The organism is Psychrobacillus glaciei, from assembly GCF_008973485.1.
In the GTDB taxonomy this organism is placed as follows: Bacteria; Bacillota; Bacilli; order Bacillales_A; family Planococcaceae; genus Psychrobacillus; species Psychrobacillus glaciei.
This window is the reverse complement of sequence record NZ_CP031223.1, coordinates 1,383,769-1,406,944: the sequence shown is the minus strand read 5'-3', so window position 1 is coordinate 1,406,944 and position 23,176 is coordinate 1,383,769. Positions and strand designations below refer to the sequence as shown.

Here is a 23,176-nt window from a genome sequence, read left to right as displayed (position 1 = left end):
TTTCATTCACTTACAACATATGCATCCATACTTTCAACACCAGATGCTGATACTGAAGTAATTCCATATGTATATTGTTTATTTGGGTTTGCTGTCTTATCTAAAAATACTGTATCCCCTTTTGAATTATATACAATATCTACTATGTTTAGAGGATTTTGATACTCTTCAACGTCGATTCCTTCAAAGCGATAAATCACGTATTTTCTTGGTTGTTCACTATTTTGATCATTAATGACTAACTTCATACCAGCTGCATCCTTGCTACTTTGAACTGATGTTGGCGCTAACGGTTGTTCAGCGTTGTTCCATGAAGTTGCCGGAGTTAAAGCGGTATAATTATAAAGTTGTTGCTTAAGGATTGTTGCATAACCAAGTGAATTTTTTTGAATGCTTTTTAATGAAAAGTGCATTTGACCCATTGCAATTTGGTTTGCTCTGTTAGCGATTACTTGATTTGGTAACTCCATTTTATTTTGCCATGCTTTATCGGAGTCAAGACCGACTTTATAATCAGCGACACCAATATAGAGATTAACGGGATGCACGTCGGCATACGTTTGTACTTCATTACTCCACCAGTCTAATAGAGTGGAATATTTAGCTAAGGATAATGTTTTAGACCAGTAGATTTGTGGCGTAATATAATCGATGCTACCGTCTTTCATCCATTGTCTGGTGTCTGCATATAAGTCATCATAATTAGATACGCTAGCTCGGGTGTTGCTTCCAGTAGGGTCCACTGATTGATTACGCCACACCCCAAATGGTGAAATTCCAAATTGGACATCTGGTTTAGTCGTTTTAATAGATGAATATAATTTTTTGACAAGTTGATTTACATTATTTCGGCGCCAATCGTCCACTTTTTTGAACGACTTGCCATATTTTTTGAATGTTGCTTGATCAGGAAAAACTTCATTTTTTATTTTATAAGGATAAAAGTAATCATCCATATGAACGGCATCAATATCATAATTAGCTACTAATTCTTTCACTGTAGAAATTAAATAATTTTGCACTTCAGGAAGACCAGGGTTTAAATAGTATTGCTTCCCATATTTAACTACCCAGCTAGGATTTGTGCGAGCTACATTAGTAGACGCAAGACTTGCTAATGATTGGCCCGGCATAGTTACTCGATAAGGGTTGATCCATGCATGAAGCTCCATCCCGCGAAGGTGTACTTCATTAAGCATGATTAATAAAGGATCATAACCTGGGCTCTTTCCTTGTTTTCCCCCAGTTATATAGGATGACCACGGTGCCAACTTGGAGGGATATAACGCATCATTTGTTGGTTTTACTTGATAAATGACTGCATTGAATTTATTGGCTTTCAATTGATCTAATGTTTGCCGCACCCAAGCTGTATATTGAGTTACATTCATTCCAGATTTCATATCTACATTTTGAACAGTTGCAATCCAAGCTGCACGCATCTCATTCTTAGGGGGTGTTATGCTTTCTCCTTTAGCTGATAAAGGTAGTATTGAAATAAGTAAAATGAGTGATAGAGCAACTGATAATATAGCTTTAAAAAGATTTCTTTTCATCCTAGATAACTTCCTTTTCTTTGTAATCCCCTTCCAGAACTTATTCGTGCCTCCTTTTTAACGTATTTGTTTGGCTAGGGTATCTTCCCTAACCAATTATATCATGTATTGGTACTAACCCCCTGAAAAAAATCCACTATAAAACGGCAACTCAAGTTGGTTTTGTTAATTAAAAGAAACCATCCACCATGGAAATTCGGAACCATATGAGGAATACCTATTTATATCGCCAAAATAACATTGTCTAAGTAAGTGCACTCTTCATTTATTTTTAAATACTTGAAATGCAAACACCCCGTAAACGTTCATAATTACGGGGTAGTTTAAGGATGGATTATTTTTATGCTTAAAGGATAATACTTCAACAACTAATGTCCCCTGTAAGAGTTTAATCCCTTTTTTAGGTTTATTTTTATTAATTTCTTTCGTCAACTTATTTTTAGATATAGCGCTATTCTAAATTGTTTCTAACACAGCGATATTAAGTTAGTTGTGGTAATAAATTGAACCGATCCAGATAAAGGGGACGAGAGGTTACGTGCTACTCCCATAGTGAATGGTACCAGGTTCGATTTCAATGAAAACCTAGTACCTTTCATCCTGAAATGTGCCTACCGTATTAGAAATGCCTTATCATCCTCCTCTTTTTGGATCAAGATAAGTTGGCGAGATTTCATTTATCTATCGACTCGGTGGATAAATATGCCTTACAGGTGATGTAATTAGAGATTATTCTTTTAATCAGTCATTAAAGAGTATATATTGATTTGTTTTTGGTGAAATTTGTGAACAAAAAAAGAGTAGAATGCTAAGATTTATTTCAGCACTCTTCTCTTATTTGACTAAGTAATAGATTCATTATCATAATGAAACAATAAAAGTGAATACTTATTAACTAGACGCCTCACTTACATATGATACAGTTCAAAGTGAAGTATCTAAACAGGAGGTTCTCCAATGTTCTATCTCATTTTACTAGTCAATTAAACAATTTATTTCTCTTTTCCATCCCCAATAATGGGTTCAAACCCTTGTCCTATTAAAACGAAGATCAGATTTGGAATTTTGAAATGGAGCCCTGAAGATCATTAGCCAATTTGCTTAATGAAATGGCAGAAGCTGTTATTTCTTCCATTGCGGCGTTTTGCTCCTCTGCAGACGCTGCAACGTGTTGAGTATTCCCTGCTGATTGTTTAGAGATTACTGCAATTTCAGAGAACATATTAACCATCTCTTCAGTTCCAACATTCACTTCTTCTACAATGGAAGAAACTTCTTGAGTTTGGGCAGTTATTTCATTTATCATTTGAGCAATTTCCCTAAATGATTGACCCGTTTCTGTCACTTTCTTAATGCCTTCGTTTACAGATTCAGTTCCCTCATTCATCGATTGTATTACATAATTAATTTCGTTTTGTATTTGTTGAATCAGCTCTTGAATCGATTTTGTTGCTTCTCCAGATTGTTCGGCTAATTTGCGAACTTCATCCGCTACCACAGCAAAACCTCGTCCGTGTTCTCCTGCTCTAGCTGCTTCAATCGCGGCGTTTAAAGCAAGCAAATTCGTCTGAGCAGAAATCTGAGAAATTAAATCCACAATACTCCCGATTTCATTCGATCTTTTTCCAAGCTCATTTACAATTTCGGATGTTTTCGTTACCTGCTGATGTACAGTATTCATTTGCTCTACTGTCTCAACAACCACTAAATTTCCTGATTCAGCTTTTTGATTGGTATTAACACTTAGATCCTTAACTGTTTCAATAGATCCTGCCACCTGCTCCATGCCTTTTGAAATATCAGTTACTACATGATTTGCTTGTTCTGTATGATTTACTTGGCTTTCAGATCCATTAGCCACTTCTTGAATGGCATCTGTAATTTGTTCTGTTGCTTTAGAAGTTTCTTCAGTACTTGCTAACAACTCCTCTGATGAAGCTGCTACCATTTCAGAAGTTGCACTAACCTGTCGTATTAAATCGGCTAAGTTAACATTCATCTGATTAAATGATTTTGCTAAATCACCCAATTCATCTTTATTTTTAATATTGACTGGCTCTACTGTTAAGTTTCCATTGGCTACTTGTTCTACATTTTTAGTTATTTTTTCTAAAGGTTTTGTGATCATTCTTGATACAATATAAGCGATCGATAATCCAGTCAATATAGCTATTATCAGTAAAAGAATACTTTGTGATCTTCCACTTTCATATATCTGATCCCCATCTTGACTCGCTAACACACTATTATCTTTATTTATATTCACTAAAACATCTAAGTCATCTTGCATACTATCAGTGAGATCCTTTGATTGTTTAATAACTTCAATAAGCTGATTACCGTTATCTGAACCAGCACCAGCGATAATATCCATGTTTCTACCTATTCTAATAAATGATTGATGCACGATTTCATATTTTTTCCATTTAATTACTAGTTCATTAAATTGTTTACGGTCCTCATCAAGGAATATCGTTTTTTCATAAATACCTAATGTTTTATTTATCTCTTGAATATTCTCATTCATTTCCTCTTCAAATTTACTCATTTGCTGAGCATCTGGTTCAAGAGTCAGTCGATATTCTAATGCAATAAGGTGTTCTGTGCGATAGTTAATATCGTCAATTGCATTGATTGCAGGCAACCATTTTTCAGCAATTTCTGTAGATTTTCCGTTAATATTCTTCATTTTAGTAATAGATAGCCATCCTAAAGAACCCATAAAAATTAAGATCAAAATAAAGCCAAGATATAATTTCTTGCCAACTGAAAATTTAAATTTCATATTTATTATGCACCTTCCTGATAGTTTCTAATGTATGTAAATAATCGGAACAATACAACTTTTTTTGGATTTGTAGCTTCTATTAAGAAACCGACGTACATTATCCCTGTACTTTCCAATTCTTAGTATTAAAAGTAGTTGAGTTTTAATACATGGATTTATCATGATTTCTTGTTTCCTTTAAACAACCATAATAATTGCCTACTATTCTTAATATATAAATACGTGACTTTAGAATTATTATATATACCATTTTAACGATATACTAAGTAAATAATATTAATACTTTTGTATTATGTCAATCGTTTTTTCGTTTTTTTGTAATTATTTGACGAATAATGTCCAAAATATTTATCACTCTATACACCTAAAAACACTTCATTTTTAGGTGAAGTACTAAGAATATACATAATCAGTCCTAAAAAAAACGACAAAGTGACTCGTTACTCCTTAAAATTTGTTGAAACCACTGATTTTCTCTCCATCTAGCGGTCAAATATAATAGCAGCTTGCCTCATGGTGGTTGGTTGTAAGGTTATGGATAACCTGTCCGAGTGTGAACTCAAAGATGGGTCGTTTTTTATGGTTTAATGACAATATTACTACGACTAATATGGGTCATGCAGGCGTTTCCGTACGATACTGGGAACTTAGTCTGCCTTCCTCTATTTCGTACGGATGTGAGCTACAACTTAATCGAGATAATGACAAAAAGGATGGGAGCATCTGCTTCACTCCCACCCTCTTTTCATTTTAACAAATAAATAAGTAGTCCTCTAATTATAGTCCTCTAATTTTCTTAACAAAATCACTTGGCATTTTAATCTTAAATGCTTTATTTATACCAACTAATTGTATTACCTTCCTTACAGCCATATAGCTTCTGCTAAATAAGTTACTATTTTCTACAATATCAATTATGACCGCTTCTAAAAATGCAATACTACATACAATAAGAAGTAAAATAATTGCAATTATGTCGTAAATACCTTCTATGGAATTTGGTTTATAAGAAATAAAGCTGAATTTCATATAAAAGAAAAGCGCACCCATAGCAAATGAAAAAACAGGGATATATTTCATTAGGCTATTTGATACTTTTTTTGCTAGATAGTAGGTAATACAAGCTATTATCCCCATTAGAATTAAACATACAAGTATGGCAATCTTAAAGCTCATTTGTACACCTCTTTCCTTTTAAATTGAAACGTATTTAGCCCATCAGCTGGACTGTGTGATACATTAATATATTCGTTGGTATTGAAATATACACTTCATTATACAGAAAAGATAAGCCGGGTCGATATCTGAATGGTAACGTCTCATAAAGTTTAAATTTTATTGCCCTTTTCACACATCGAATTTAATACAATTTTACCCAAGTAAAGGAAAAATTAACCTACAAATACCTGAATAAAATTATTTATCAAATTAAAGGCTTCAATACTTTAGCATATTCATTCTTATTCATTTGGTAATCTTTTCATTCTTCATGCGATTCAGTAGAAAACAAAACGCTAAACCCTTCCCATTACATTTGCCTTCCTTTTCCACATAACCATTTTGATGAAATTTATGAAAAGGCATTAGTGGTATTTCTTCCAGGATTATATTTATGATTACTTATTCAATCTTGCAGAAAAATATAAAGCCAGAAAATTCATGCTTGTTTAAATCAAGATTTATTGGCTATGTTTACATCCTCTTCCCATGAATTGGTTGAAGTTCCGTTAAAATATAGATTAAGTAATCCAAAATAATACAATACTTTAATGAGGAGTGCGGTGTCTGATGGCGAGGTGTACAAATTATATAGAGTTCATTCCAATCAACACCTCTTGACTAACGTTAGACATAAGTCAAAATATTATTAGAAGAACATTGAGAACAAATTTGATCATTGAAAAAGCACGGAGCATTTAGTTTGCATATTTTAGAGGTAGAACTTTTTTGCTCTTTCATTTCCCACTCTTAGATACGAAATCCCGAAAGGAAATAAGCCATTGAAAGTATCACAAATACTTCCAACGGCTTTATCATTCTCTTGAAAATAGTATTTACTTGTTATCTATCATACTCATTATTTGAATATGATTACCATCTACTTGATAAACTAATATTAGACTATAATATCCTTTATCTTCATTTGAAAGATCTAGTGTAAACTTATCAGGGTTTTGTTCCCATTTACTCACATCAACTACTATCTCTTTAGAAGTACTAGTATTTCTAATTACCACATAGCTCGGAGTAACTTTATTTCCGTCTATTCCTCTCACATGATTCTCAAATTCAACTACTGGTCCTTTGAATGCTGCTATTTCCACTACTTGAGGGGTAGCATGCATGCTTTGCAAATTTTTTAATTCTTTTAGCGGTGAGAAATCCATTATTCCATTTCCAGTTAGATCTAGCATCACTAAATTTCTGGCATATTGTAACCCACCCAGAGAACTAACTCTTCCTGAATTACTAATTAAAGTTGTAAGCTTGAGCATATCACCAAGGGTAATATCTTCGGATACTCCTAATGTTTTTTTAATAGAATCGCTTAAGTATCGGTCATTAATCGTTATTACTTGTGTTAAGTCTATTTCAACTAAAGCATTTTTCGCTTCTATTATGGACGCTAACGCTCCATCTACTTGTGTTTGAGTAGCTTTGTTGTTTGCTAAAACTTCTTCCGCTTTAGCTATAGTACTTTGTAATGCGCCGAAGCTTTCAGAAGTATATATCTCTTTATCTATTACTTTTGCTTCTTCTACTACTTTTTCTAACTCATTCGTGTACACTCTTTCGGAATTTGCATAATGTAATTTTGCATCACCCCATGTCGCATGGTCTGATCCATTTCCATTTCCACCATCTGTTACAACTAGTTTAAGTTCCTTAGCTCCACTTATAATTATTTCTATAAATTTTTGAGTATCTCTAGAATTCATTAAACCACTGTCGAATTGCTTTTCACCATCTACGAATACTTGAAATATGACCGAACCGACAGATCCATACATTTGTCTATCTACCCCTACAAATGATGTGAAATAATCTGATTGTTTATCCGTTAAATCATACACAATCGTTGAATTAGAATGTGCTCCTATTCCTTTTTCATAAGCAACTTCTTTATTTGACTCGTCTGTCAAACGCAATGTTTTAGCACTTATAGATAGGTCTTTTAAAGGAGCCGTATAGCTGTTTTGAGTAGACTTCCAATCAAAATTTGATAGATATAGATAATCTTCCATATTCACAACTGATATCGTTCGCGTTTTTTGTATTTCGTTACCATCATTATCTGTTACAACGTAAATAACCTCATATTTCCCCGCTCGGTCAAATCTTACTTTATCTGCTCCAACAACTTTCACTTCCGAAGTTAAATCTCCATCTTCAGGATCAATTGCGGAATATTCTCCGTTCAAGTTTATAGGCTCTCCCACTTTTGTCGCAACTGATTTTGGTATACTTAAATTAGGTTTGCTCGAGTTTTCGACAAGCTTGGCATCTGCCCAAACTGTATGATCTGCAGTATTTCCGTTGTCTTTTGCATCTGTCGTTATAAGCTTAACTTCTTTTGCACCTGTTACAGATACTTTTACAAATTCATGTTCCGTATTTGATCTAAACACCTTACTATTGTATTTCTTTTCTCCATCCACCCATACTTCAAATGTTGCAGATGAAGTATTTCCTTTCATAGCTTGATCAATTCCAATATAACTTTCAAAGAAATCAAAGCCTTTTCCTTCAATATCATAAACAACTTCCGAACTCGCATGTACTCCAATACCTTTTGCATAGGTTACTTCAAGTCCTTGTCTTACTAAAGTAATTGCGCCACCAGCAGGAGCTCTATCTTTCTTAAATGTACTCCAACCAACATTTACTGATTTGGCATTCAGATCCGAAATATAAGCATAGTCACTTGCTACAGTGACTTTCATTGTTTTTGTTTCTTTCGCATCTGCATTTGTTATTTCATAGACAACTTCATATTCCCCTTTATTCATTACATCCACATTAGATGACTTTACGACTACGTCTTGCGTAATATCATTTCCTTGGTAGTTAGTTGCTTTTACATAGTTCTTCGGATTAAAAGCTTGACGTAGTTTTAATGTTACATTCTCTTCCACTGATAATGTCGGTTTAAACGCCTTAATATATATCGGCTTCTGTGTATTTAACTTTTTATCATATACAACAATTTGATAGGTGTAGTTATTACTTGTATCTATCCCTTTATCTATAAAACTATTGGAAGATGTAAAACCTACAACCTCACCGTTTCTAGATACTTCATATCCTAAAATGTCTTCTTTATGACTTACATCCATAACAAAGTTTAGTGTGTTGTTTTTATTTGCAGCGTTCGAAACAAGGTCAACGCCAACCGATGCCGTTTTATCTTCTATTCCATGTCCTTTATATCCAACAACAGAATTATTTAAATACCATACTTTATCTGGCTTTGGATATTTACTCGTTTTTTCTCTTGTATCTTTATTAACTACAAAACCGTGTCTTGCAAAATGTTCACTTAAATCGAGTTTTAATACTTCTGAAGAAAATTCCACTAAATATTGTTGTTTAGAGCTTTCTCCATTTGTAAGATTTACATTTCTTTCTCTATACAATCTATTTAATTTTCCCCAATACCCGGGGCTATACATTTCTAGTTGCCAATATACTCCAAGCTTTTCAAAAAGCCCTTGCGTGTTATAGTCTTTTAAATTTTCTATAATGACATTTTTATAAATAGTTGACTCAAATGGTATTCTATTATCTGGTTTATTATAAAAAGTTGCCATATATTGTGGCAGCATATTATTGGTTACTTCACCATAAAGTCTGGCATTTACATCCATTCTATGTCCTATTTCATGCGTTAAGCCCCATGAAGGGCCTCTGACTTCAAATGGAATTAGATGATCGGCCATCACGTCATCTAAAGTGCCTATATGATCCCCTGCAGCATACATATATGCATATGGTTGTGCAAGTCTGACGTTATCTCGTATATATTTTGGATCATTCACTTCGCTACTCGCATCTAAACCATAGTACTTAAATATTTCTTCCATATGATTATTGTAAGACTCAATTGTTTCTAATGGACTATAGCCATCTTCAATATACGTTTTATAAGCACCTGTTGCAGTACCTGTCCAAAAAATATGATTACTTACGAATTCAAAAACATCTAGTACTTCTCTGTCTTCAACATTTGGATGTTTCGCTTTATCTTCGTCTAGTTTTTTCTTATAGTCTATTAAGAATGATTTGAACTCATCAACTTTTGTATTAGCAGTTGCAAATGGAATTTTCTCTACACCTTCAAATCTTAATACAGGAGCTTTTCCTTGCTGTTTTGCTGTATACGGGTTGACAATATATATACTTCCACCTGGTGTGACCGCTTTGTTATACCCATTATCCTTATTAATAGTAGGTACAGTTATGCTATTTTTACCCGGTACTAAGCTTACATCTTTTCTCCAACTTGACCAAGAACCTTCTTGTTGTGCGAAAGATAAACTAGGCATTGGACTTTTTGAATCTGCTTCAACGTAAACGGTTACTTTATCTCCTGGTTGTGCTGCAAACCCTGTAGGTTGAAGGTTGTTGCCGAAAACAAACTTTAAATTTTGGTTAGCATGTTTCACCATATCTCCATGCTGTTCTGCTATGACCATTGTTCCATCAGTCTCTACCTCACCATTTACGATAGACTTAGCTAAATCTAATAAATTCTTGAACTTCGATTCATATAATGGATGAGATTTTGCTTCTTCTTCAAGTGCTTTAATTTTATCGATACTATTAAATTCAGGTAATATTTCACTCATTGTTCCATCAGTGAATAAGTTCGACATCTTGTCATTTAGAATATCTTCCTTATAAAAGGCTAACTCTGATAGTGTTGCCCAGTTTTGATTGGATTTCTTGAACATAAATTTTAGTCTCTTAAATTTTGTAGGTTTAAATTTCGCTTCTACTAATCCGGCTACCATATTATGTTCTCCGGTTGTGATAAGTTCATATGTATCACCTTTTGAAGTTGTAGAACCATATATGTCAAACTCTTCTGCAAATCCTTTTCGATCAGATACTCTTGCTCCATACATAATTCGATTTAGTTCTACCGTTTCTTTAAATTCTACTTCCACTTCATTTGTAAAATCTTTTGAGTTACTTTTGTTCGTTTCCCAGTACGTATTTAAGTTGCCATCAATAGCATTTACTATGACCGAATTGCTATAATGACCACCATTGTTACGTATACTCTTGATATTTTCAGCGTCCATTCTAAATAACTTGGAATAATTTTCATTTGAATAATCAGTAAATGATTTTGTTACTGCTTTTGTAGCTTCTAGTCTTTCTTTGTTTAATAGCAGTTTCGCGTTTGCAATATCTTCTTTAAATGAAGTGTATAGTGGATGCGTTTTAGCACTCTCTTCTAACGCTTCCATTTTCTCTTCTGAATTAAACTCTTCACCTACAGTACTAAACGCACCATCAGTAAATAGCTTTTTCATACGATCTCTGACTTGATCTTCTTTATAAAAACTAAATTCGGACGCACTCGCCCAATCTTGATATGCTTTTGTAAATACAAATTTTAGTCGCTTAAATTTTGTTGGGGCAAATTGTATTTCTACTACATCCCCTGCGGATCCATAGTATTCACCCGAGGATACTGCTTGAAACTCACCTTCGTCAGTAGTTGAGCTATATATTTCAAACCCTTGAGCAAATCCCTTACCTTTAACACTTGATTGTCTTGCTGCATAGACAATTCTATCTAATTGTGTGGTTTCCTTAAATTGAACTACTATTTCATTTTTAAATTCAGAGTTGTTCGGTTTACCAGTTTCCCAATGAGTATTCATATCTCCATCCACTGCATTCTCAATGATCGAGCTTGCATATTTTCCTCCATTGTTCGTAATGGATTTTATATTGGATGGGTTCATTTTAAATACCTGATTATAGGAATTTAAAGTAGCAGCTTCAAATAAATCAAATATTGTAACATTCGCCTTATTTGATTCACCTACCTCACTTTCATCCTTCATTATCGCTTTAGTTTCATTTTGTAATTCCTGTGCTAAGGCATTAACTGGACCACTAAAAATGCTCAAAAACAGAGCAACAGATAATACAGTCGCTATTAATCTAATCATAATTATTCCTCCATATGAATTATTTACCATTAAAAATCCATAAAAAAACTACTCCCTTAGAGTAGATTCAATTTATGAGAGGTTTGATGATTCCATCCTCGCACAAACAAAAAGCATCATGCACTCTTTGGCAACTGGCTGACATAGTTATAAACCTTAGTCCCTTTAGCTTTGCGTCCCTACATTTCTGCAGGTTTGCCTATTTAGTTTTATTTATTTTTCTATATTAGCATAATATATTCTATTAACACATGAATCATTTAACTCATGTAAAAAATAGGTACGGTTAATCTAAAGTTTATTAATTTTTTACATATTTCATATTTTTCATATTTTTCCTTTTCAAAAACTAATTCTATCCTCCTAGGTTACTATTACTAGAAAGACTATGAAGAAGTAACACAAAAATAGGTCATAGGAAACACTAAAAGAATAGAGCTAAAAGAACTGTATTCAATCCTAAATAATATCCTTTATTTTAACTTTCCTAAAAAAACAATAAGTTACTTGAGTCTGCTGATTACCCGGACTTGCAATTAGAGCAATTTAAAAGCCCACAAGTCCTAATCGACATCGTGGGCCATTTTATTTGAAAGCATTATTTATTAGATAATCATTATTCTCAAAAATCAGCTTACACTAAACCCACTTCCCAATACATCGCGTACATCATGGACGACAACAAATGCTTGTTCATCTACACTTTTGATGGTTTGTTTCAATTGGACTAGTTCCTGTTGATTGATGACAATATAGAGGACTTCTTTTTGGTCCTGGCTATAACCGCCGCGTCCTTCTAAAATCGTCACGCCTCGTGTCATGTTTTCTAAGATAAACTGGCGAATCGATTCGGAGTGTTCGGAAATGATTGTCACTGCCGTTCGGCTATTCAGTCCTTCAATCACATAATCGATTACTTTAGAACCTAAAAACACAGCAACAAGCGTGTACATTGCTTTTTCTTGGCCAATGATGAATACCGAACCCCCAATAACGATAATATCAATGACGAGGACGCCTTTCCCTAGACTCCATCCTAAATATTGATTGGCTAAACGCGCTATAATGGCGGATCCTCCGGAAGTTCCACCTGCTCTAAACATCAGGCCTAAACCAAGTCCAACAAATACCCCTGAAAATAGTGCAGCAAGCAAGGTGTCCCCGTTCAATCGATGTCCAACGTCTTCTGTTATGAACAGAAAAAATGAGGAAGAAATGATTCCGATTACTGTATAAATCATTGTCTTTTTATCGAAAAACTTATAGCCTATCGTCAAAAGGATAGCATTGATAACAAGGTTTACAACACCAGGAGACCATTGGAATAAATAGTATGTAATAACGGTAACCCCAATGACGCCACCCTCGGATAATCGATATGGGATTGCAAAATAGTTAATACCAATCGCGAATAATAGGGACCCTATAATGATTAAAAATATTTCTTTGAAACGTTGTTGTGCCATGTTCTGTATTTCCTCCTACCAATTTAACCCGTCAAAAAATTTGGCGTTCAGCCGCAATTCGGCCAAACGCCACTTTATGTACTGTACTGTCAGTCTTCTGACTCCCATTTCTTTGCGTGTTTTTCAATTATTTCAATTAATTTATTCATAGCAGGCGTCAGCCATTTATCTTTGTGATATGCGAGTTGGGTAGTTACGAATTCCTCGCTGTGCACCCAAGGTAATTCAATTAAACTGCCTCGTTCCAGTTCATCCCTCACCGTCATTAAGGGTAGATAAGAAAGACCCAAGCCACACTTTACTGATTGCTTGATGGCCTCGATATTCCAGAAAGCTATGCGGGAACAACCCACGCCTTCTTCTTTGATCCATCTTTCTAACAAATCACGATAACTTCCAGATTCCGTTAAAAGCAACACTTCACCCTCCAAATCGTCTGGGGTGATAATAGCTTTGTCACATAAACGGTGACCTGGCGGGGCAATCATCACCAATGTCTCTTTCACTAGATCATTCGTGACGATATCAGATCCTAGTTTTTCAGGATTAGTAAATAATGCCAAATCAAATTTACCGGATTTCAATTCGTTATTAAGCTCTTGGCTTTCGGATGGTTGTAAAATAAGATGAACATTCGGGTACATCCTCTTAAACTCATACAAGATGGTTGGCAACCTATACACCATTAGGGATTCATTTGCCCCAATCAAGACCGTACCAGAAGGTTCCATGTTTAACCGTGAAGAGTCAACTGCTTCCTGGTAGAGTTGTAAAATTTCCTTTGCATATGACGCTAGATGTTGGCCCGCGTCTGTTAAAACAACCGTTTTCCCAAGCCGGTCAAAGAGACGATTTCCAACAGCTTCTTCCAATGCTCTAACATGATTTGTTACTGTCGACTGTGTATATCCCAACTGTTCACCAGCACGCGTAAATCCCCCACAATCGGCCACAACCAAAAAGGTCTTTAGATTGCGAAGCTCCATTGTCATTCCCCCTATACGAGTAATATTCTTCATATTGTATAGGAATCAGATAGTAAAGACGATGTTTTTTACTTCCAAGGGATATTATAGTATCTTAATCAAAATTAATGAAATGAATTATTTTAATTAAAATCATTCAAAAAATTAGGGTTAATGGATTCTAAATGAATCATTTAGATTAAAAAGGAATCATATCGTTGTTATTCCTACCTTCATATCTAAACTTTTCAAATACACATAGATGATAATGTAGAATAATTAATGTTATAAAGGTGCCATCTGAATTCCTTTTAGCAAAACAGTATTCGGCACGTACCAATAATACCCGATACCATCATCAACTTCCCTTTTTTGTTGTGCTAGGTTGATATTCGAAGCAATTGTTAATGCAATAACTTCTACACATGCGCCAACAACTTGAACCCAGCTTCCAATCAAAGACAATCTATCTCCTGATGTATCCATTTTATTTAATACAAAAACGCTGCCAGTTGCATCAAGAAATGCTCCTAATGCGAATAAGCTATTTCCTGTTACCTCCAGATTTTTAGTTGGGGATTTCCCTGCCGCAGCTCCTACTGCCTCATAAGCAGCCCCAACACCTTGGACCCCACTCCCAACTGCATTTAATCTAAGTCCATCTTCTTTTGAGGTGTGGATTTCAAAATCTGTTGCAACAATATCTGTAATGTTCCCGCCAACTTGAAGCCAAGCGCCTATGATAGCGTCAAGTTGGAACGGTTCTTTTTCTTCCAAAAATAATTCTATATTTCCCAGACCTTGAAGACTATTGCCAAAAGCTTGGATGGCATTTCCTTGAGCAACCCACTTTGCACCATTTGGATCTCCCATCGTAATTTCTTTCGTTTGTCCTAGGGCAGAGATAGTCGTGCCAATTACAAGCACCCACGCTCCAGAATAAATGAGCTCCTCTCCATGTTTCTTCACAATACCACACCGTTCCATTAAAGAAGTTACCGTATCTTATTCATGAATATATAAGACTATCGGGAAGAAAAAAGCAGCCTGAAAGTGACCACTGACCATCCATTGATTTTGACAAATACATGCACCATTAACAAGTTGATGAATCTGCTCCCTACTCTTAAAGCCCTTTTGTATACTCTTCCTCTCAGATTATTTTCACACAATAAAAAGAACGCCGTGTAGACGTTCTCCAATTTTTAGATTTCGTATTTTTTTATAACACTAAATGGTCAATATACGATAGAAAAATCCTACATCACTGTTGTCCCATTCTTTACTAAAGACTCCTTGTTTTTCACTTAATTAATTTCCCCGGTCTCCATTTTGCACCTAATAACCTATTTAGTATAGTAGCAAGAATTATGCCAATAACGAATCCATAAAAAGGGTGACTTTTCATAATAAAAATAGGGAAAATCATTATACATATCACGGTTACTACTAAGTTGACTATATAGGTTAACCTGGGTTTCATCAAAAAACTCCTTTCACTTCTATATTCCTATATTTGTTATTTTGACATATACATACATTTTTTTGCATACTAATCCCGGTTAATTTAGATTTATAATTGGTTTCGAATCAAACAATATTCAAACCAACTCATCCCCCAGCTCATTAGCGATAAAATTTCGATATTCACTAGGTGAACAATTTCGTAATCGGCGAAACACTTTATAAAAGTTTGAGGGACTTTGAAATCCAATGTCATAACAAATTTCAAGATTTGTAAGATCTGTGCATTTTAGCAGATGTACCGCTTTATCAATTCTCATTTTTTCCAAATACGTACGGGGAGTTTCTGTAGTTTCTTGTTTAAATAGTCGTTCCAGATAAAAGGCACTTACACCAGCATGTTTTGCAATATCCTGTAGAACCAACTTTTGTTTATAATGGTTGACTAAAAAGGAAATTACACTTCTAACAAGTTCAATATGCGGGGAATGGTTGACTTCTGGCTGGCATCTTTTACAAGCACGAAAACCAGCATTTTCTACTTTATTGATGTCAAAGTAGAATTCCACATTTATCTTTTTCGGCTTTCTAGATCTACACGATGGTCGACAGTATATTTTTGTTGTTTTCACTGCAGTAAAAAAAAGCCCATCATATTTTTTATCGCAATCTATGATTTTATCCCACATTTCATCAAAAGAAAGATTTACTTTATCATCCATTTAATCCCCCACCTTTGCTTGGTTAGTCCTCATATAAAAATGAAGTGTCTTTTAATTCCATTAATTGTGTCGCATTCTTTTCTAAAAAAGAAAGAATCTTATCAGATAATGCATTTCCAAAGCTAAATCGTTTAACTCCTAATTCTTTAAGCTTATTACAATTCGTTAGTCCAGGTAAAGATAATACATTGATTGGAGCGTTTACATTCAACGTGATCTCTTTTATCTCATCATCATCCATCAATCCAGGGACAAATATTCCACTAGCCCCACTTTCCACATAAGCCTTTGTTCTTTTTATTGTTTCAAAGAATGGATTTTCCATTTGAAAATATGTATCTGTTCTAGCATTAATATAAAAATCTTTATAACCATGATTGTCTAACGCCATTCTAATTTCTGATATAAGGTGACAATGTTCATTTAATTTTCTTAGTCCCTTTTGTTTTTTGAGTGAATCCTCTATATTGATACCTGCAACTCCAACATCTGCCGCCCTTAATATATTCTCTAGAATAGTTTTCGAGTCTTCACCATAGCCAGCCTCAATGTCTGCTGAAACGGGGATTTTAACATTCTCTGTAATCGTTTGGATGATTCCAAGATGCCTTTCAAAATCAATTAATTCACCATCTGCGTATCCTAGTGAGTTAGCAATTCCCCAACTTGTTGTACCAATCGCTTTGAATCCTACTTTCTCGAGCGTTAAGGCTGATAATAGATCCCATGCATTTCCTATAAATAATAGTTCTTGTGATGAATGAAGCTCATTAAATTCTTGAATTTTCGTCATATTAATTCCTCCTTAATGTTGTTGGACTTCATTTTAACAGGGTATTTACATCCATTTCGTCCTCGTTCTTGCTCTTATGGTCGAAATAAACAAAAAAAGAGCACTACCAATTGGTAGTACTCCCACTAACTTAAATTAGTCTTCTTTAAAACTCTTCCTCATCTTCCCAACATTCAGCGCCTTTGATGCCTGGAATTGTACTTGCTTTAAACACTGGATTTAAACCCTTTTTTCGCTGACTTGAGTAATCGTCTAACGCTTTATATGCAACTTTACCAAGTATGAAAATAACAATCAAGTTTAATATCGCCATTATTCCCATGAATAAATCCGCCATGCTCCAGACAATACTTACCTTTGCCATTGCACCAAACATAACCATGCCAAGTACAGCGAAACGGTAAACTGTCATCCAAGATTTGTGGGCATTAATGAATTCAATATTCGTCTCTCCATAATAATAATTCCCTATAATTGAACTAAAAGCGAAGAACATGATCGCGAAGGCAATGAAATACGGAGCCCATGCGCCTACATGAATAGCCATCGAAGCTTGCGTCAAGAGAATACCATCCATTTCCCCAGTACCATAAAGATCGGCGAGCAGGATGATGAAAGCCGTTGCTGAACAGATAATAATTGTATCAAAAAATACGCCAAGGCTTTGAACTAGTCCTTGCTTTACAGGGTGTGACACATTCGCAGTGGCTGCTGCGTTCGGCACACTTCCCATCCCTGCTTCATTTGAAAACAATCCGCGACGTATCCCTTGCATCATTGCTGCACCTATACCTCCGCCGACCATTTCCTTTATACCGAAAGCATGTTCAATTATTAGTTTGAACATAGCTGGTACTTCTGTAATATTCATAATCATGATGTAAAGTGCCACGATAATGTAGAGAATTGCCATGACTGGAACAATTGTCTGCGTTACTTTTACAATTCTTTGTACTCCACCAAAAATGATGACTGCCGATAATAGAACAAGGCCAAGACCTATCGCCCAATCGGGAATTCCGAAGACATCCGAGAACGATTGACTAATTGTATTCGATTGCACAGCATTGAAAATAAATCCAAAACAAAGGGTTAAAAGAATAGCAAACACAACCCCGAGTTTCCGCATTCCTAGCGCTTTTTGCATATAATAAGCAGGTCCACCACGGAAAGTATCTCCATCTTTCACTTTATAGACTTGCGCGAGCGTACTTTCTATGAAAGCTGTGGACATACCAATAATTGCGATTAGCCACATCCAGAACACCGCTCCAGGTCCACCAATCCCTATTGCAAGCGCCACCCCCGTAATATTACCCGTACCTACACGAGATGCCGCACTGATAGTGAATGCCTGGAACGGGGAAACTCCATTTTCGCCTTCTTTCTTCTCAACAATCAGGCGGAACATTTCACCAAACAATCGTACTTGAACGAATTTTGTGCGAATTGTAAAATAAGCCCCTATTAATAGAAGAACGCCGATAAGTACGTATGTCCATATAAAATCATTTGCTGGGCCAACTAGCCAATTAAGTGCATCCATAAACATGTTGAAACCACCTCTTTCCAATCTAATTTTAAGTAAGTCAAGTTTTATTTATATACTCCAACACAAAAAAAGTCTACCCGTTTCACTATATTTGTATAAGTCTAAATAGTAGGTCTTCCTAGTGTCAGAAACAATTTACTCCACTTTCTACTAATCACTTTCAATCCTTTTTCTCTAAAATTTAAGACATGATAATGAGCAGTTCTCAGAATATAGAGATGGTAAAGCACAACCTAAATTAGCGAAATATAGAGAATAAGTTATTCGGAGGATGACTAGCAAGAAATAGACTCAATGAATGTGACACTTTCAATTCCAACGGCTTTTTCAGCCTATCTGTAAAATTGAAATAGCGATATGCAAACCGAACCTATTTATCGCCAATGTGCCCTCCTACTTGTTGCCAACCATTTATTAACAATGAATCTAACAAGCTTTTTTTATTACAAAAAAAAGCGAAGAAATAGAGCTTTCCATTTTACTACTGAAGGATCCCAATTCCTATATATATTAGTTTTTAATCAGGCATTCTGCTCTAAAACTTCTTTCATATACCACATTATTTTACTTTACTACGCGAAGATCATTAGTCCTTCACTTAAATATGCATCTTAAAAGATGTAAAAATACATATAATTGAATGGACTTGTACAATATCGGTTGGAGAAAGATCATATTATTACATAGATATTATTTTTTTGATATAATATTAACCGACACTTATGTATTTTTTATTTTCTATATAGGAGGTTGCATTTGCTTGCACAAAATCTTTCACATAATACAGTCCATTGATACAGAATTGAGTCATTATATTGGACTTTACGGCAGACAAATATACATAATATTATTTATTATTATTTTTGCAAAAACGGCTTATGTCGTCTTGACCTTTTTACCAGGAGACGCCACTCTGTTTGCAAGTGGTGCAATTGCAGCTATTGGTCATTTGAATTTCCGATTACTATTAATACTCTTTTTCATTGCGACAGTTACTGGGGATGCTCAAAATTATTTCATTGGTAATAAGCTTGGCCATCCCAACAAAAAAACAAAAAAATTCTCCCCACTGAATCTCATATCTAAAAAGTCAATTGAAAAAACAAATACATTTTTAATCACGCATGGTAAATTTGCTATTATGTTTTCCCGTTTTGTGCCATTACTTAGTACAACACTGCCATTCTTTAGTGGCTTTACACACTATTCTTTCAAACGTTTTATAACATACAATATGATTGGTGCCGCTTTATGGACACTCACTTGGGTAAGCGCAGGCTATGTACTTGGTAATATATCATGGGTGGATCATCACTTATCATTGTCTCTTTTAGGTATTACGTTTGTCAGTTTTATCCCACCATTAATTGTGTTTGCAATAGAATATTCGAAAAAGAAAAAGGTTGTCACAAAAGTTTTGGAAATATAACTTTTGTGACAACCTATTTTCTTACAAAATTTTATTATATAAATTCTACTACTCCCTGGTTAATAATTTGTATCCTTTTATAGATTCAATTTTAAATTGACCTCGTCACTTTGGATTCTTACTTCAACAACTTGTCAATCCATTCTTGCACCTTCAAGCCTTCTTCAAACGATACGACGAGAGACTCTTTTCCGTTTATCAAGCCATGACATGCTTCCAATAGACTTTCGGGCTTACTGTCCGAAATAATATGAACGGCTTTCTCGTCCTTTTCACTTACCCAGAGCTCTGACCAATTTCGGATTGTCATTACTTTTTTTGTTCCAATAACCTTAAACTCTAGAAGTTCTTCCTGTCCAATTCCTGCTATGCTATTCAAAACAATTGGTATTCCACTTTCTGTTTTAGCCAAAGCCGTAACACCTGTTTCGCATAGTTGTTCATTTTCTGGGTAGGTCGTCTCATGGGAAGAAATCGAAAAATCACCGAATAGGTGATACAAGACTTGCAGATAATGTGGAAATATTTCTCTTATGAAACCTCCTTGTTCTCTTGAGGCTATCCACGGATTTTGTTGCCATTTTCTTGGCCAGTGTGGGAAGTATGTATGTAGCTCAATACGAACAATATCGCCAAGTGAATCTGTAGTAATCGCTTTTTTTAGATCATGTACTTCAGGACTGTACATTAAAGGAAAATGCATCGCTGTATGAACTTTAGCTTCATCTGCTGCTTTTACCATCCGGATGCCATCTTGCGTATCGTGTGCTAGAGGCTTTTCAGAAAGGATATTAAAACCATGTGCAGCTATTTGTTCTGCCAAAGGAGCATGACTTACGGGCGGTGTTCCAATATAAACCCAATTCGGTTGTGATTGAAAAAGTTCCTCTAATGTTTCAACAACAGGAAGTTGATACTTTGTCGAGATTTCCTTTAGTCTTGTTTTGTTCTCGTCGAATACGGATACGATTTGGCAATTAGGATGAGCCAAAATTTGATTAATAATTCGCTCTCCAACAACTCCAGTTCCAATTAACGCAAAAGTAGTTTTAGTCATAACACACACTCTCTCATAAGTATTTGTAGAATATTTAACCAATCATTTTAAGAAGAACACCATGCGCTTCTCACCCAATTTTATCATATAAAGAATCTAAAAATATAAAAAATTACAATATAACAAATATTGCATCTATATTTCATATTACCACTGAAATATATGGCAACCCATTTTTAAGTAATGATTTAAACTAAGTAAAAGAGATTTTCTTTTACTTAGAGAACAAGGTAGCAAAACGTCCGAATACCAGAAGAAATTAGCTCATAAGAACATTGCCATCAGCTAACCTCAAATATGTGACACCTAACGCTATTCAACTAACTCTATCATCTTATTTGTCATTTCTTCTGAAACAGTATAAATTGTATGTGTATTATCCATTTTCATAAATGTGCTTCTTTGCCCTTTTTCTCCTACCCATAAGTAAAAACCTTCTTTACTTTCATCTTCAGAAATGACTTCCAAATAATACTCTGGTTCAGCCATATCCACTATACCTTCCTCTTTTACAGAACTTGATAATATCCTTTTAACGGTTTCAAAATTTTCTTCATCCTCAAGAACAGTAAAAAAATCTAAATTAGCACTAAACCCTTTTGATTTAGAAATATTTACTTTTGTTCTTTTTCCTTCAAATTGCAATTCGGAGTTATTTATTGATTCTAATGTGGTGTTACCTTTTGATTGACAACCAAAAAGAATAATTAACATAAAAGTAGAAGTAAAAACAAGTAAGAAAACTTTTTTCATAAAAAACCTCATCTCCAAGTCGTTTTTCTTTCTTTTATATAAAGATAGACGACTCAAACCTTTTTCAGTTTCAAATAAATACCGGCTCATTATTAATCTTGCGCGAATAAAACTTCTCTATTTTATTCGAATATTTACTCTTCTAAGTTTATAATAACCTATACACAAACATTGCACTATTATATATTAATGATAGGTGATGACATGAAAACAAACATATACTTAAATAATGAGAAATTTATAACTGGAATAACTATGAAAGATGAAGAGGAACATGAAGACAACAACATGGCTCTTCATGTCTGCGAAAACCCTGAAAATATAATTGAAAATCGCAAGAAATTAGCTACTTTTTTGGATTGCGATTTAGATACCTTCGTTTGTGCAAATCAAACACATAGCTCAAATTTTCATCAAGTTACGCTTAATGACATAGGGAGAGGCGCTGTACGAATGGATAACGCGATTGCCGATACAGACGCCCTTTATACGTATGAGCCAAATCTGGTTTTGTGCAACTTTACTGCAGATTGTGTACCAGTGATTTTTTATAATGAAGTGAACGGGTTAATTGGCGTAATTCATTCTGGGTGGCAAGGAACAGTTAAAGAAATCTCCTTGAAACTTTTTGATCATTTAAAACAAGTGGAACATTGTAATCCAAATGATTTACATGTCCAGATTGGTGCAGCACTGAGCCAGGAAAAATTTGAAGTCGATGAAGATGTATATGTAAAATTTAAACATCTTGGCTATACAGATGAATTTATCTATTACAATGATCAAACCCACAAGTATCACATTGACAATCAGCAAACAGTGAAAAAGCAATGTGAACTGGCAGGCATTCCATCGGATCAAATTACCATTGATCCAACTTGTACTTATTTGCATCCAGATGGTTACTCTTATCGTCAAGACAAAAAAAGTGGAAGACATCTGAGTTTTATAATGAAAAAAAGGATTGAAGGAGAATTGAATGGCTAAGCAGATTTTTCCTGGCGTTACACAACGGAGAATAACGAGGATGTTGTCGTGTTTATTATTGGGATGAGGATTAACAAGCGATTAGCCGTGAATAAGTAACTTCCGGTATTTAATACCATGACTGGAATGATAAAAGAGCTTTATACGAACAAAGAAGCGTTAGGGTTTTTATCCATGGAAAGCTTTTTTTGCCATAGAACTACGGTAATGATTCAATATTGGCGTTCCACTGAAGATCTGCTTGGTTATGCGAATGGGGAAAAAACATTTGACAGCATAGAAGAATTTCAATAAAAAAATAGGTAACAATGATGCGGTTGGAATTTATCACGAAACCTATGAGCTTAAAAAGGGACATTACGAAACGGTGTATGGAAATATGCCTCTATATGGTTTGGGAAAGGCCATGAAACATATTTCCAATTGCTGCTGAACGCAACTCTGCTCGAAAGCG

16 protein-coding genes and 1 riboswitch are annotated in these 23,176 nt (G+C 34.7%); of the genes, 4 read left to right on the top strand and 12 right to left on the bottom strand.

All coding sequences use genetic code 11. The features are described from left to right. Positions 1-2 precede the first annotated feature (2 nt). The 10 genes from PB01_RS06225 to PB01_RS06180 all read right to left on the bottom strand — a co-directional run bounded on the left by PB01_RS06225 (position 3) and on the right by PB01_RS06180 (position 18,496). Positions 3-1,556 carry a glycoside hydrolase family 10-like protein gene (locus PB01_RS06225; protein WP_151699400.1) on the bottom strand — a complete coding sequence of 518 codons (1,554 nt, stop codon included), beginning with the start codon at positions 1,554-1,556 and terminating at the stop codon, positions 3-5. Positions 1,557-2,607: 1,051 nt separating this feature from the next. Then, on the bottom strand, positions 2,608-4,341 hold the full coding sequence (locus PB01_RS06220) for a methyl-accepting chemotaxis protein (RefSeq protein ID WP_151699399.1): 1,734 nt from the start codon (positions 4,339-4,341) through the stop codon (positions 2,608-2,610). 780 nt (positions 4,342-5,121) lie between these two features. After that, the gene (locus tag PB01_RS06215) at positions 5,122-5,520 is read right to left on the bottom strand and encodes a hypothetical protein (protein ID WP_151699398.1); all 399 of its coding nucleotides are present in this window, start codon (positions 5,518-5,520) and stop codon (positions 5,122-5,124) included. Between the two features lie 878 nt (positions 5,521-6,398). Beyond that, entirely contained in the window at positions 6,399-11,534 is a 5,136-nt protein-coding gene (locus PB01_RS06210) for an NPCBM/NEW2 domain-containing protein (protein WP_192797491.1), read from the bottom strand. Positions 11,535-11,660: 126 nt separating this feature from the next. Next, positions 11,661-11,744: riboswitch (cyclic di-GMP riboswitch) on the bottom strand. A 419-nt stretch (positions 11,745-12,163) separates the two neighbouring features. Beyond that, positions 12,164-13,000: a YitT family protein gene (locus PB01_RS06205; RefSeq protein WP_151699396.1), complete on the bottom strand. Its 837-nt coding sequence runs from the start codon at positions 12,998-13,000 to the stop codon at positions 12,164-12,166. An 89-nt stretch (positions 13,001-13,089) separates the two neighbouring features. Beyond that, a complete protein-coding gene (locus PB01_RS06200) occupies positions 13,090-13,986 on the bottom strand; it encodes a LysR family transcriptional regulator (RefSeq protein ID WP_151699395.1) in 897 nt (298 codons plus the stop codon). Between the two features lie 264 nt (positions 13,987-14,250). Further along, positions 14,251-14,934, bottom strand: a complete 684-nt coding sequence (locus PB01_RS06195) for a DUF6944 family repetitive protein (RefSeq protein ID WP_151699394.1) — start codon at positions 14,932-14,934, stop codon at positions 14,251-14,253. Between the two features lie 632 nt (positions 14,935-15,566). Then, on the bottom strand, positions 15,567-16,151 hold the full coding sequence (locus PB01_RS06190; protein ID WP_151699393.1) for a bifunctional transcriptional activator/DNA repair enzyme AdaA: 585 nt from the start codon (positions 16,149-16,151) through the stop codon (positions 15,567-15,569). Positions 16,152-16,173: 22 nt separating this feature from the next. Beyond that, positions 16,174-16,944 carry an isocitrate lyase/PEP mutase family protein gene (locus PB01_RS06185; RefSeq protein WP_151699392.1) on the bottom strand — a complete coding sequence of 257 codons (771 nt, stop codon included), beginning with the start codon at positions 16,942-16,944 and terminating at the stop codon, positions 16,174-16,176. A gap of 145 nt (positions 16,945-17,089) precedes the next feature. Further along, positions 17,090-18,496 carry an alanine/glycine:cation symporter family protein gene (locus PB01_RS06180; RefSeq protein WP_404815106.1) on the bottom strand — a complete coding sequence of 469 codons (1,407 nt, stop codon included), beginning with the start codon at positions 18,494-18,496 and terminating at the stop codon, positions 17,090-17,092. Between the two features lie 760 nt (positions 18,497-19,256). On the opposite strand from PB01_RS06180, the gene PB01_RS06175 reads away from it, so the two are divergent. Next, entirely contained in the window at positions 19,257-19,925 is a 669-nt protein-coding gene (locus PB01_RS06175) for a DedA family protein (protein WP_192797490.1), read from the top strand. A gap of 118 nt (positions 19,926-20,043) precedes the next feature. Here the strand turns inward: PB01_RS06175 and PB01_RS06170 are convergent, their stop codons facing one another. After that, positions 20,044-20,982 (bottom strand): Gfo/Idh/MocA family protein, encoded by a 939-nt coding sequence (locus tag PB01_RS06170; RefSeq protein WP_151699390.1) that lies wholly within the window; start codon positions 20,980-20,982, stop codon positions 20,044-20,046. A gap of 312 nt (positions 20,983-21,294) precedes the next feature. Further along, positions 21,295-21,735, bottom strand: a complete 441-nt coding sequence (locus PB01_RS06165) for a YhfM domain-containing protein (protein ID WP_151699389.1) — start codon at positions 21,733-21,735, stop codon at positions 21,295-21,297. A gap of 204 nt (positions 21,736-21,939) precedes the next feature. On the opposite strand from PB01_RS06165, the gene pgeF reads away from it, so the two are divergent. The 3 genes from pgeF to PB01_RS21880 all read left to right on the top strand — a co-directional run bounded on the left by pgeF (position 21,940) and on the right by PB01_RS21880 (position 23,155). After that, the gene (gene pgeF / locus PB01_RS06160) at positions 21,940-22,722 is read left to right on the top strand and encodes a peptidoglycan editing factor PgeF (RefSeq protein ID WP_151699388.1); all 783 of its coding nucleotides are present in this window, start codon (positions 21,940-21,942) and stop codon (positions 22,720-22,722) included. Between the two features lie 117 nt (positions 22,723-22,839). Further along, positions 22,840-23,016, top strand: coding sequence for a monooxygenase family protein (locus PB01_RS21885; RefSeq protein ID WP_404815105.1), 177 nt, complete (start codon positions 22,840-22,842; stop codon positions 23,014-23,016). A gap of 4 nt (positions 23,017-23,020) precedes the next feature. Further along, entirely contained in the window at positions 23,021-23,155 is a 135-nt protein-coding gene (locus tag PB01_RS21880) for a monooxygenase family protein (RefSeq protein ID WP_404815114.1), read from the top strand. Positions 23,156-23,176: the final 21 nt, after the last annotated feature.